This window comes from Caballeronia arationis (assembly GCF_001544975.2).
Lineage (GTDB): Bacteria > Pseudomonadota > Gammaproteobacteria > Burkholderiales > Burkholderiaceae > Caballeronia > Caballeronia arationis.
The window spans coordinates 98,464-111,483 of the sequence record NZ_FCOG02000009.1 but is presented as its reverse complement, the minus strand read 5'-3'; the positions used below and the strand labels follow the sequence as shown (position 1 = coordinate 111,483).

Below are 13,020 nucleotides of genomic sequence, written 5' to 3'. Positions count from 1 at the left end.
CGGACTGCTAGCCCTTCCACATGATCCCGACGAGCACGAGCATCGAAACTGCAAATCCCGGCCACGCGCTCGCGCCCTCCGCGCTCACGCCGATCCACGCCAGATTGAGATACGCCGCCGTCAGCAAGCCGATGAACAGGCGGTCGCCGCGCGTCGTCGCGATCGGCAGGAAGCCCTTGCGCTCGACCGTCGGCGAGCGGATTTCCCAGACCGTCATGCCGGCCAGCATCACGGCGATGCACGCGAAGAAGATCGCGACTTCGGGCGTCCAGTACATCCAGGTGATCATCAGACTCTCCCCATCGCAAAGCCCTTCGCGATGTAGTTGCGCACGAAATAGATGACGAGCGCGCCGGGAATGATCGTCAGCACGCCCGCCGCCGACAGCACGCCCCAGTCCATGCCCGCGGCCGAGATCGTGCGCGTCATCACGGCGGCGATCGGCTTTGCGTTCACGGTGGTGAGCGTGCGCGCGAGCAGCAGTTCGACCCAGCTGAACATGAAGCAGAAGAACGCCGTCACGCCGACGCCCGACTTGATGAGCGGCAGGAAGATCTTGATGAAGAAGGCCGGGAACGAATAGCCGTCGATATACGCGGTCTCGTCGATCTCGCGCGATACGCCCGACATGAAGCCTTCGAGAATCCACACGGCGAGCGGCACGTTGAAGAGCATGTGCGCGAGCGCGACGGCCACATACGTGTCCATCAAACCGACGCTCGAATACCACTGGAAAAACGGCAGCAGGAACACGGCCGGCGGCGTCATGCGGTTCGTGAGCAGCCAGAAGAACATGTGCTTGTCGCCGAGAAAGCGGTAGCGCGAAAACGCGTACGCCGCCGGAAGCGCGACCAGTACCGACATCACCATGTTCATCAGCACGTAGATGATCGAGTTGATGTAGCCCCAGTACCACGAGGGATCGGTGAAGATGACCTTGTAGTTCTCGAAGGTGATCTGGCGCGGGAACGTCGAGAACGCAGAGAGCGTTTCTTCATTCGTGCGCAGCGAGATCGACAGCATCCAGTAGAGCGGGATCAGCGCGAAGAGAATGTAGACGACGATCGTCAGCGTGCGCATCCAGCGGCGGTCGTCACGCATGGTCGTCTCCCGTCGTCGACGGACCGCCCTTGCCCACTCGCTCCATCCAGTTGTAGAGAATGAAGCAGAGCAGGAGGATGATCAGGAAGTAAATCAGCGAAAACGCCGCGGCCGGGCCGAGATCGAACTGGCCCACCGCCTTTTGCGTCAGGTACTGCGAGAGGAACGTGGTCGAATCGCCGGGACCGCCGCCCGTCAGCACGAAAGGCTCCGTGTAGATCATGAAGCTGTCCATGAAGCGCAGGAGGACCGCGATCATCAGCACGCCGCGCATCTTCGGCAATTCGATATAGCGGAACACGGCGAAGCGGCTCGCGCCATCGATCTCCGCCGCCTGATAGAACGCATCCGGAATCGCGCGCAGGCCCGCGTAGCACAGTAGCGCGACTAGCGGCGTCCAGTGCCAGATGTCCATCACGAGCACCGTGACCCACGCGTCCGAAGGACTCGCCGTGTAGTTGTAGTCGATGCCCGCATGATTGAGCCAGTAGCCGAGCAGGCCAATATCGGGCCGCGCGAAAATCTGCCAGATCGTCCCGACGACGTTCCATGGAATCAAAAGCGGCATCGCGAGAATCACGAGCGCGGCCGACGCGCGCCAGCCCGTCGCAGGCATGGCAAGCGCGAGTCCGACGCCAAGCGGTATTTCCAGCAGCAGCACGCACAGCGAAAAGATCACCTGACGGCCGAGCGCGCCGCGCAAATCCGAATCGTTGATGATGTTGCGGAACCACTCGGTGCCGACGAACACGTGTTGCGTCGGGCTGATGATGTCCTGCACCGAGTAGTTCACGACCGTCATCAGCGGCAGCACCGCGGAAAACGCGACGCAGATGAACACCGGCACGACCAGGAGCCACGCCTTCTGATTGATGGGCTTCATCGTCCGATCCTTTCGTCGTTGCTGAAGAACACGGTTTCGGGCGCGGCGAGCCGCAGCCAGACCGGCCCTTCGGCGAGCGTCACGTGCGTTTCGACCTTCGCCTTGAACACGTGGCCGTCGCAATCGGCGGTGACGAGCTGGTAGTTGCCGAGGCTCTGTGCGCGCAGCAGCCGCGCCTTCACCGCGCCGGGCTCTTCGCTTGCCGCGATACGTGTGAACTCGGGACGAATGCCGAGCTTCAGTTCGCCGTTCGCGCTCTTGAGCGTGGCGAGCGTGTTGCCGTCGACGTGCAGGCGCTGCGAGCCGACCTTCACGGCATCGGCATCGAGCGAGATCGGGCAGAGGTTCATCCCCGGACTGCCGATGAAATAGCCGACGAATGCGTGATCCGGGCTCAGGAACAGCGCCTCCGGTCCGCCCTTCTGCACGACACGGCCATTGGTCATCACGACGACTTCGTCCGCGAACGTGAGCGCTTCGACCTGATCGTGCGTAACGTAGATCAGCGTGAGCTTCAGTTGGTGGTGGATCTTCTTCAACTGGCGCCTGAGCATCCACTTCATGTGCGGATCGATGACGGTGAGCGGCTCGTCGAAGAGAATCGCCGCAACGTCCTTGCGCACAAGGCCGCGCCCGAGCGAGATCTTCTGCTTGGCATCGGCCGCAAGGTTGCTCGCCTTGCGTCCCAGTTCGCGCGTCATGTCGAGAATCTCCGCGACCTCGTGCACGCGCGCCTTCACTTCGGCCGGAGGCAGCTTGCGGTTGCGCAGCGGGAACGCGAGATTGTCGAAGACGCTCATCGTGTCGTAGATCACGGGGAACTGAAATACCTGCGCGATGTTGCGCTCGCGTGCCGAGAGCGCGGTCACGTCGCGGCCGTCGAAGAGCACCTTGCCTTCGGACGGCGTCACGAGGCCCGAGACGATATTGAGCAGCGTCGATTTCCCGCATCCCGACGGCCCGAGCAGCGCATACGCGCCGCCGTCCTCCCACACCATGCTCATCGGCTGGAGCGCGTAGTCATCAAGCGTCGCCGGGTTCGGGCGATACGCGTGCGCGAGATTCTGGAACTCAATGCGCGCCATGGCTCGCCTCCGGGTGGGACACGAGCTTCGCGTCCTTGTCGAATACGAAGAGTTCGGCTGGGTTGATGAACACGTCGAGATCGGTGCCGAGCGCGATCTGATGCACGCCCTGCAACTGCGCGACGAGATCGATGCCGCCGGTTTTGGTGCGCAAGTGCAGATAGGTTTCCGAGCCGCTCAGTTCGGCGAGTTCCAGCCGGCACGGCACGGCGATCGCGCGCGGCGAGCGTGCCGCAAGCCGCAAATGTCCGGGACGAAAGCCGATGCGGCAGATGCCGCCGCCCGCGTTCACACGCACCGGCACATCGACGCCGATCGGCAGGCGCGCGAGGCCTTCGGCGGTAATGTCGCTCGTCAGCATGTTCATCGGCGGATCGTTGAAGACGGCGGCGACGTCGACGGTCGCGGGCGCGTCGTAGACGTCGAGCGTGCGGCCGTACTGCAGTACGCGACCCTTGTCGACGATCGCCGTATAGCCGCCGAGCAGCAGCGCTTCGAGCGGCTCGGTGGTCGCGTAGACGACGGTCGTCTTGCCGTCGGCGAAGAGCGTCGCGAGTTCGGCGCGCAGTTCCTCGCGCAGTTTGTAGTCGAGATTGACGAGCGGTTCGTCGAGCAGCACGAGCGACGAGCGCTTCACCAGCGCCCGCGCCAGCGCGCAGCGCTGCTGCTGCCCGCCCGACAACTCGCCGGGACGGCGCGTGAGCAAGTGCTCTATATGAAGCTTCCCGGCGACTTCGTTCACGCGCGCATTGACTTCTTTCGCGGCGATGCCTTGCAGCCTGAGCGGCGACGCAATGTTTTCGAACACGGTCATCGCCGGATAGTTGATGAACTGCTGATAGACCATCGCGAGATTGCGCTGTCTGACGCCGACGCCCGTCACGTCGCGTCCGTCGACGAGCACGCGGCCGCTCGTCGGCTTGTCGAGGCCGGCCATTACGCGCATCAACGTCGTCTTGCCGGCCTGCGTAGGCCCGAGCAGCACGTTGATCGCGCCCGGCGTGAGGCTCAGATCGACGCCATAGAGATGCGTCTGTCCGCCTGCAACGACGGTGACCCGCTCCAGTTCCAAGACCAAGTTGCGCTCCTTGTGGATGCCTGTTTTGCTGCCCGCGCTACCACCGATGGCCGTGCGCGCGTCGTCGACGGCCCGACGCCAGATGGCGTTCATCGAAACGGCCCGCACAGGGCGCGGGAGCCGTCGCGTGAATTCAGGTGTCGAGCAGACGGGCGGCCGAGGCGGCGCTCGGGCCGGCTCGGGCAACGCACGGGCAGGAGCCGCTCGGACGGCGGCCAGAGGTGCTGCTGGGCATATGGTTCATCCATGTCTCGTTCGTTTTTTATTTGGACACCGATGCTGCGTTCGTGGCCCTGATTTTCAAAAAGGAACCCAAAACAACAAGGAGCATGTTCCTTTTTGTTCGTTTACGTTGAAATCGGGGTTAACCATACGAATCCATGCGTCCTCGACCCACGAAAGGCTGACGAGGAACGAAGGCAAGTGTAATCGGGCGGCGCGTTCTCGCGTATATGACAGGCTCGCTGTAAACGAACACGGCGGACGCCGTGAGCGTCCGCCGCGAGGGAAAAGCTTAAAGAGGCTTAAAAGAGCGAACCGCGTCAGTCCTTTACGGTCGTTGCGTATGACATGTCGACGTCCCCGCGTGAATGCTTCTGCACGTGGGCGTTGCGCATCGGCTTGAGCACGAAGATCGCGAGCAGGGCCGAGAGCGCCGCCATTCCGGCGGCCAGCGTGAACACCGCGTGCCAGCTTCCGGTCATCGTCGTGATGACGCTGCTGAACGGCACCAGCAACGCGGCGGTCCCCTTCGCGGTGTAGAGCAGGCCCGCGTTGGTCGCGGCAAACTTCGGTCCGAAGGTATCGCCGCAAGTCGCCGGGAAGAGGCTGTAGATTTCACCCCAGGCGAAGAACACGATGCCCGTCAGCACGACGAACGCCACCGGGCTGTGCCCGTACTTCGACAGCATCATGATGCCGACCGCCTCGACCGCGAACGCGATGAACATCGTGTTTTCCCGGCCGATCCGGTCCGACACCCAGCCGAAGAACGGACGCGTCAGACCATTGAGCACGCGGTCGATCGTGAGCGCGAAGGTCAGCGCGGGCAGCGTCAGGCCGAGGATCGACACCGGCGAATCGTGCAGGCCGAAGTCCTTGGCGATCGGGCCGAGCTGCGCGGTTGCCATCAGGCCGCCTGCCGCCATCATCACGAACATCAGGTACATGACCCAGAAGATCGGCGACGTAAGCACCTGTTTCGGACTCGCGTTGTAGACGGCGCGCTTGAGCGCATTCTTCGCCGGAGCGAGCATGCTGGCGGGCGGCGCGAAGAGCGCCATGCCGAGCAGGAACACGATGATGCCCTGGCCGAGGCCGAACCAGAGGAACGTCTGTTCGTAGCCGCTGCTCTTGATCATGTGCGCGATCGGCACGACGGTCGCCGCCGACCCCGCGCCGAAGCCCGCCGCAGTAATGCCGGCCGCGAGCCCTCGACGATTCGGGAACCACTTGAGCGCGTTGCCGACGCAGGTGCCGTACACCGCGCCCGCGCCCACGCCGCCAACGGCTGCCGCGAAATACAGCATCGGCAGCGACGAGGCATAGGAGTTCATCACCCACGCGATCGCGCACAAGAGGCCGCCTATGACGACCACCGGACGCGGTCCGTACTTGTCGACGAGATAGCCTTCAATCGGCACGAGCCAGGTTTCGGTCACCACGAAAATCGTGAACGCGACCTGAATGGCCGCGCGTCCCCAGTGGTACTTTTCATCGATGGGGTTCACAAACAGCGTCCAGCCGTACTGCATGTTCGCGATCATGGCCATGCAGATCACGCCGAATACGAGTTGTACCCACGGCGAAGCCAGCCGCGACGCTCCTGCCTGACGTTCCGTTTCCATTGCCTGTCTCCTTGGCGTATTGCCTTGTCGTTCGAGATGCCGAGCGGCACCCTCCGTCTTGCCCAATTTTCCTGAGCGATTAGATATACACAGTATGTGATATATCAAGTAAGTCAAGCGAAAGAATCGATGGGGTTTTCACTAGGAAACCCTTCAACGTAAGGTTTTGAAAGCATGCGCTTAACAAAATTGGCGGGGCGAAAAAAAAGGCCCGCAGGAAAGCCTGACGGGCCTGAGACGTGACGCGAGACATGGCGATCCACGGCACGCACTCACGTTATAGTCGAAAGCTTGTTGTAATGCTAAAGTTTGTGATTGTAGGTTTCCCTAGGATGATCGTCGCTGCAGTTTCGGGCATGCTTCCAAGCCCCTTTCAGCGCTGTAAGGTCAGAATACGTTCACCGGCACATTCACCATCCGGCGACAGACGTCGCTGGTACTGTCGGAGTAGTACTTGCTGCCGTGGTGATGCTTGACCGAGGTGTCCTTCAGTTTTCCGCTCGCGACCGTATAGCTCGGGATTACGCCGAATTCGTAATGCGTGCCGTGTACCGGTTCGCCGTTTTTCCAATAGAGATCGTGGAGCGAGCTATTCGGATCGGCATAACGATTCGCGGAATCCGTTGCGTCTGCTCCCCAGCCATAGGCCGTCCACATCGTCATTTTCAGCCCGGGCACACCGTAATCCTTGAAATTGAGCGAATACGACAGGCTCAACGACTTTTCATGCGGCGCGTTGTAATCGACGTCGAGCGAATTCGACAGATAGTCGCCCGCCGACTGCCCGACATAATCGAAGAACTGATTGCTGGCGATTTGCTGGAATCCGACCTGCACCGTATGCGCGCCTTCACGTCCCACACACCCGGATACGTCCAGGCGACCTGATTCTGTCCGGTGCCATCTGCATTCAAGTGCACGCGATTACCCGCGCCCTGCCCGCCGTTCAGTTTCAGTGCACTGAAAAGCGAAGCATCAAAACCGACGCCGAACAATCCGCGTGTATAACCCGATTCGAAAACCGCCTGATTGCCGATAACCCACGCATCCTTGTTCTTGGCGCCTTCCATTTCGAAATGCTCCGAATAGGAGCGGAAAAGCAGCTTGAAATGCGCGTCCTCGATAAATCCATTCGATTTCGCCTGATTGCTGATCGGCGCATCGGCTTCGGTATTCGGCGGTGAGCTCGGCGGCGCTTCGGTATGGCGCGAAGGCGGATCGGTTTCGGTTTCGTCGGCATGCGCGAGAACCGTCCCCGCCATTAAACCGCTGAACAGCAAAATCGACAACGCGAGTGAATGCTTTTGTTTTTTCACGGATGGATCTCCACTTTTCTTGTTTCAACTGATTGCTAACGCCGTTGCAAATCGATGGAATGCACGAAGCCGTGCCCGGCGACCGGTGAAGGTCGGGGCATCGATGGCGACGACAAGGGACGGGTTGGTCTGAGGCGGGTCGTTCTTTAGTTCATGGCTTCCACAGTTCGTCGGGTAATGAAGGGATCAGGCCAGCAGGCACGCCGCCGCCGCACTGTCCGAGAGCGCCCGCAGCGCGGGCGTTTCGATCGCGCAGCGCGCCTCGGCAATCGGACAGCGCGTATGGAACACGCAACCGGAAGGCGGACTGATCGGGCTTGGGATATCGCCTGAGAGAACCTGCACGACCTTGCGGCGCTCGATTGCCGGATCGGGCACCGGCACCGCCGACAGCAGCGCGCGCGTGTACGGATGGCGCGGCTCGGCATAGAGCGAATGCTTGTCGGCGAGTTCCATCACGTGGCCGAGATACATGACCATCACGCGATCGGAGATGTGCTTGACCACGGCCAGATCGTGGGCGATGAAGATGAGCGCAAGGCCCATCTCCGACTGCAGCGACTTCAGCAGATTGACGATCTGCGCCTGAATCGACACATCGAGGGCGGACACCGGCTCGTCGCACACGACGAGCTTCGGCTCCACGATCAGCGCCCGCGCGATGCCGATGCGCTGGCACTGGCCGCCGGAAAATTCGTGCGCATAGCGGTTGATCATCTGCTCGCGCAAACCGACTTTCGCCATCATCGCGCGCACACGCTGCATCATCTCGTCCTTCGACATCCCCGGGCGATGCTCGCGCAGCGGCTCCGCGATGATCTGCCCGACCGTCATGCGCGGATCGAGCGACGCAAGAGGGCCCTGAAAGATCATCTGGATGTCGCGGCGCACGTCGTGCCACGCACGCGGTGACGCGCCGGAGAGCGTCTTGCCCATCCACACGATCTCGCCTTGCGTCGCGGGAATCAGGTTGAGGATCGCGCGTGAAAGCGTCGACTTGCCGCAGCCCGATTCGCCGACCACGCCAAGCGTTTCGCCCGCCTTCAGGTCGAAGCTGACGCCGTCGACGGCTTTGAGCGTGCGCGAAGGCGCCCACGGCAGCCGGCTCTTGCCCTTCACCTTGAAATGCACCTGAACGTCGCGCACGGAGAGAATGGTTGGCTCAGACATGACGCACCTCCTCGTGCAGCGACTTCATCTGTTCGATGGGGCGATAGCACGCGCGCAGCCAGTCAGAATCGCCGTGCAAGGGTTCAAGCGCAGGCGCGCGCTCGCCGCAGCGCGCGTTCGCATCGACGCAGCGCTCCTGAAACGGACAGCCCGCGGGCGGATGCGCCATGTTCGGCGGATTGCCGGGAATGCCCTGCAACGCGGCGCCGTTCTGATCGAGACGCGGCAGCGCGCGCAACAGTCCGATCGTGTACGGATGCGATGGCCGCGCGAACAGGTTGGTCGCGCGGCAGTGCTCCATCACGCGGCCGCCGTACATCACCATCACCTTCTCGCACAGACCCGCCACCACGCCGAGATCGTGCGTGATCAGCACGATGGCCGTGCCGAAGTCGTGCTGGAGATTGCGCAGCAGCTGAAGAATCTGCGCCTGCACGGTGACATCGAGCGCGGTCGTCGGCTCGTCGGCGAAGAGCACTTGCGGTTCGCACAGGAGCGCCATCGCGATCATCACGCGCTGGCGCATCCCGCCCGAAAGCTCGTGCGGATACTGGTCGATCCGATGCGCCGCCTCTGGAATGCGCACGGCTTCGAGCATGCCGATCGCGCGCGTTTTCGCCGCGCGGCGCGTCATGTTCGTGTGCAGCTCCAGCACTTCGGTCATCTGCCGCTCGATCGTCAGGTACGGATTGAGCGAAGTCATCGGGTCCTGAAAGATCATCGAGAGACGGTTGCCGCGGATGCGGTTCAGCGCCTTCGCCGGCATCGTGAGCAGGTTCTCGCCCTGATACATCGCACGGCCGCCGGAGCGTCCGTTGCTGGCGAGCAGGCCGAGCATCGCGAGCACGCTCTGGCTTTTGCCCGAACCCGATTCGCCGACGATGCCGAGCGTCTCGCCCTCTTCCAGATCGAAACTCACGCCGTTGACTGCGCGCACAGTGGCGTCGGGCGTGGTGAACGCGACTTCGAGGTCGCTTACCTTGAGCAAAGTCGACATCGCGTCACCGGTCCTTCGGATCGAGCGCATCGCGCAGCCCGTCGCCGACAAAATTGATGCAATAGAGCGTCACCGACAGGAGCGCCGCCGGAAACAGCAGGATCCACGGCGAGCTTTCCATCACACCGACACCATCCTGGATCAGCACGCCCCAGCTCGTCATCGGTTCCTGCACGCCGAGTCCGAGAAACGACAGCACGGACTCCGTGAGGATCACGCCCGGCACGGTCACCGTCGTGTAGATCGCGACGATGCCGAGCAGGTTGGGCACGACATGCCGCACGATGATCCCGCCCGTCGACACGCCGCTCGCGCGCGCCGCTTCCACGTACTCCTTCGAGCGGATCGCGAGCGTCTGCCCGCGCACGACGCGCGCCATGTCCATCCACGAGAACACGGTGATCGTGAGCACGACGAGGTAGAACTCGCGGCCGAGGAGCGTCACCATCAGGATCGCGATCAGCAGGTAGGGAATCGCGTACATCATGTCGACGATGCGCATCATCGTGTTGTCCACGCGACCGCCGACGAAGCCCGCAATCGCGCCCCACACGATGCCGAGCGTCACCGACGTGAGCGTGGCAAGCGCGCCGATGAGGAGCGACACGCGTCCGCCGATCAGGCAACGCACGAGCAGGTCTCGGCCGGTTTCGTCAGTGCCGAAAAGATGCCAGTTCGCGAACGTCGGCGTGGCGCTCATCGCGTTCCAGTCGGCGGAATCGAACTGGTTCGGCAGCAACATCGGACCGACGACGCATGCAAGCGTGATGAGCGCGAGCAGCACGAGGCTCGCGACGGCGGCCCTGTTGCGCCGAAAGCGCATCCGCATCCTGCCAGGGGCTACGGCCTTCGACGGGCGCGGCAGCGGCTTTTTCGAGCAGCGGCGCGAGGGAAGATTTCATGATGGGTTTCATGCTCAATAGCGGATTTTCGGATCGAGCCACGCGTAGGCGAGATCGACCAGCAGGTTGAGCAGCACGGCCACGACCGTGACGAGCACCACGAGACCGAGGACGAGGGTGTAGTCGCGATTGGCCGCGCCGTTCACGATCAGCTTGCCGATGCCCGGCAGCGAGAACACCGACTCCGTGACGACCGCCGAGGTGATCGATGCGATCGCGAGCGGCCCGAGCACCGAGACGACCGGAATCAGCGTCGGACGCAGCGCATGACGCAGCACGATGGTCCGCCGCGAAAGGCCTTTTGCAAACGCGGTGCGGATGTAATTCGTGTTCATCACTTCGATCAGGCTCGCGCGCGTCACGCGGCCCACGGTTGCGACGCCGATCATCGTGAGCAGCGTGACCGGCAGCACCATGTAGCGGATGTCGAAGCCGTTCCAGCCGCCTGCCGGAAGCCACTTCGGCAGGATCGCGAACACGAGGATCAGCACCGGTCCGATCACGAACGAAGGGAACGCACTGCCCGCGTTGCTCACGAGCATCAGCAGGTAGTCCGCGGGACTATTGCGATAGAGCGCGGCGAGGATGCCGAGCGACACGCCGATCAAGATCGCGAGCAGCATCGAAATGCCGCCGATTGCAAGCGATACAGGCAATGCACGCAACACCAGCTCGTTCACGCTCCAGTCCGCGTAGCGAAACGATGCGCCGAGGTCGCCGTGCAGGAGACTGTCGAGATAGAGCAGGTATTGCTTCCAGAGCGGCTCGCCGAGATGGTATTTCGCCTGCAGGTTCGCAAGCACTTCCGCCGACACCTTGCGCTCGCCGTCGAACGGGCCGCCGGGGGTTGCATGAAGCAGCAGATAGCAGACCGTGACGACGATCAGCAGCGTGGGCAGCGTCAGCAGTACGCGCCTCAGTGTGTAAGACCACATGTTTTTCTCCTCGCGGACGGCGCCGCCTCAAGCGGCGCCTCAGGCGTCAATGCTTGACGATGTAGAGGTCCTTGCTGCGACAGCGGTCCATCGGATTCTTGAGCGAATATCCACCGACATAGCTCTTCACCAGCCGCACGAGCGTGTATTGCAGGAGCGGCAGCATCGGATAGTCGTCCATCGCGAGCTTCGCCGCCTCGGTCTGCAGTTGCGCGCGCTTCGCCTGATCCGTAGTGGCGTTCGCTTCCCGGATCAGCGCGTCGGCCTTCGGATTGCAGCTGAAGTTGTCATTCTGTTCCGAATTGCACTGCACGAGCGTGAGGAACGTGGTGGCGTCGTTATAGTCCGCGACCCAGCCGTTTCGCGCGATCTGATAGTCGCCCGCGTGGCGCTTCTTGAGCAGCACCTTGAATTCCATCGACTCGACCTCGGTATCGAGCCCGAGCTTCGTCTTCCATTCCGATGCCGCGAAGATCGCCATCTTCTTGTGGTATTCGCTCGTGTTCATCGCGAAGCGCACTTTTGTGCCGGGCTTAACGCCGGCATCCGCCAGCAGCTTCTTCGCTTCCTCGACGCGCTTCGCCATCGGCCACGCCGACCACTCGTAGTTCGTCACGTCCGCGCCCTTGATGCCCTTCGGGATCACGCCGTAGGACGCCAGCTGGCCGTCGGCGGTCACGCGTTGCGCGAGAATGTCGCGGTCGATCACCATCGAAAGCGCCTTGCGTACGCGCACGTCCTTCAGCAGCGGGTCCTTGTTGTTGAACGAGTAATAACGCAGGCCGAGCATCGGCGCATTCCTGATGTCGGCGGGAAACTGCTGCTTGTACTTCGAGTACGTGCCCGACGGCAGTTGATACACCCAGTCGTTCTCGCCCGACTGGAACAGCTTCACGTCGCTGTTTTCATCCTCGATGGGCAGATACGTGACCTGAGTCAGCGGCACGCGCGACGCGTCCCAGTAGTTCGGGTTCTTCACCAGCACGAGCTTGCTGTTGACTTGCACTCCTTCAACTGATAAGCGCCGTTGCTCACGAGCTTGCCGGGCTTCGTCCAGTCGCGACCGTACTTCTCGACCGCGGCCTTGTTGACGGGACCGAGCGTCGTGTTCGACACCAGGTCGGGCAGGAACGGCACCGGATTCGGCGTCTTCAGTTCGAGCGTGTTCGCATCGATCGCGCGCACGCCGAGTTCGCTCACGGGCTTCTTGCCCGCGATGATTTCGGCGCCGTTCAGCAAGAACTTGCCGAAGGTTTCGGCGGACGGCGAAGCCAGTTTCGGATCGACGAGACGCTGGCAGCCGTACACGAAATCGTTTGCGGTGACGGCCTCGCCAGTGGACCATTTGGCATTCTTGCGCAGATGGAAGATCCAGGTGGTCGCGTCCTTCTGCTCCCATTTCTGGGCGACGCCCGGCTGTACGTTGCCCTCTGCATCGGTGACGGTGAGGCCTTCGAAGAGGTCCTCCGATACGTTGTTGGCCGGCACCGACTCCACGAGATTCGGATCGAGCGTTTCGACTTCCGACGCGTTGTTGCGCACCAGTTCCTGTTTCGCCGCGAGCTGCACACCCGAGGGAACGTTGGCCGCGTTCGCGCACACCGCGACGGTGCCGAACACGGCAGCGAGCATCGCGGACAATGCGCGGCTGCGTGCCGAAAAACCGTTCGATTGGAAAGCGCGCACGAGATGCGCGGGTCGCGTCG

The 13,020-nt window shown here is 62.4% G+C and carries 10 protein-coding genes and 2 pseudogenes; all 12 read right to left on the bottom strand.

All coding sequences use genetic code 11. From position 1 onward, the window contains the following. Positions 1-7: 7 nt before the first annotated feature. The 12 genes and pseudogenes from AWB81_RS07820 to AWB81_RS07760 all read right to left on the bottom strand — a co-directional run bounded on the left by AWB81_RS07820 (position 8) and on the right by AWB81_RS07760 (position 12,946). Entirely contained in the window at positions 8-289 is a 282-nt protein-coding gene (locus AWB81_RS07820) for a DUF2160 domain-containing protein (protein ID WP_062633874.1), read from the bottom strand. Next, positions 289-1,101, bottom strand: coding sequence for a carbohydrate ABC transporter permease (locus tag AWB81_RS07815; RefSeq protein WP_062633873.1), 813 nt, complete (start codon positions 1,099-1,101; stop codon positions 289-291). The genes AWB81_RS07820 and AWB81_RS07815 overlap by 1 nt, the downstream gene beginning before the upstream one ends. Then, positions 1,094-1,984, bottom strand: coding sequence for a carbohydrate ABC transporter permease (locus AWB81_RS07810; RefSeq protein ID WP_062633871.1), 891 nt, complete (start codon positions 1,982-1,984; stop codon positions 1,094-1,096). Before AWB81_RS07810 ends, AWB81_RS07815 begins: the two co-directional genes overlap by 8 nt. Continuing rightward, positions 1,981-3,069, bottom strand: coding sequence for an ABC transporter ATP-binding protein (locus AWB81_RS07805; protein WP_062633869.1), 1,089 nt, complete (start codon positions 3,067-3,069; stop codon positions 1,981-1,983). The genes AWB81_RS07810 and AWB81_RS07805 overlap by 4 nt, the downstream gene beginning before the upstream one ends. Next, entirely contained in the window at positions 3,056-4,147 is a 1,092-nt protein-coding gene (locus AWB81_RS07800) for an ABC transporter ATP-binding protein (RefSeq protein WP_062633944.1), read from the bottom strand. Before AWB81_RS07800 ends, AWB81_RS07805 begins: the two co-directional genes overlap by 14 nt. A 542-nt stretch (positions 4,148-4,689) precedes the next feature. Further along, on the bottom strand, positions 4,690-5,994 hold the full coding sequence (gene oxlT, locus AWB81_RS07790; RefSeq protein WP_062633865.1) for an oxalate/formate MFS antiporter: 1,305 nt from the start codon (positions 5,992-5,994) through the stop codon (positions 4,690-4,692). 387 nt (positions 5,995-6,381) lie between these two features. Then, positions 6,382-7,256, bottom strand: a pseudogene (locus AWB81_RS07785) (OprD family outer membrane porin). Between the two features lie 240 nt (positions 7,257-7,496). Further along, positions 7,497-8,480 (bottom strand): murein tripeptide/oligopeptide ABC transporter ATP binding protein OppF, encoded by a 984-nt coding sequence (gene oppF / locus AWB81_RS07780; protein ID WP_062633859.1) that lies wholly within the window; start codon positions 8,478-8,480, stop codon positions 7,497-7,499. Continuing rightward, the gene (locus AWB81_RS07775) at positions 8,473-9,477 is read right to left on the bottom strand and encodes an ABC transporter ATP-binding protein (protein ID WP_062633857.1); all 1,005 of its coding nucleotides are present in this window, start codon (positions 9,475-9,477) and stop codon (positions 8,473-8,475) included. The genes oppF and AWB81_RS07775 overlap by 8 nt, the downstream gene beginning before the upstream one ends. A 4-nt stretch (positions 9,478-9,481) precedes the next feature. Next, positions 9,482-10,306 (bottom strand): ABC transporter permease subunit, encoded by an 825-nt coding sequence (locus AWB81_RS07770; RefSeq protein WP_159938849.1) that lies wholly within the window; start codon positions 10,304-10,306, stop codon positions 9,482-9,484. An 87-nt stretch (positions 10,307-10,393) separates the two neighbouring features. Beyond that, a complete protein-coding gene (locus tag AWB81_RS07765) occupies positions 10,394-11,314 on the bottom strand; it encodes an ABC transporter permease subunit (RefSeq protein ID WP_062633853.1) in 921 nt (306 codons plus the stop codon). 46 nt (positions 11,315-11,360) lie between these two features. Continuing rightward, positions 11,361-12,946 (bottom strand): annotated as a pseudogene (locus AWB81_RS07760) (peptide ABC transporter substrate-binding protein). Positions 12,947-13,020 lie beyond the last annotated feature (74 nt).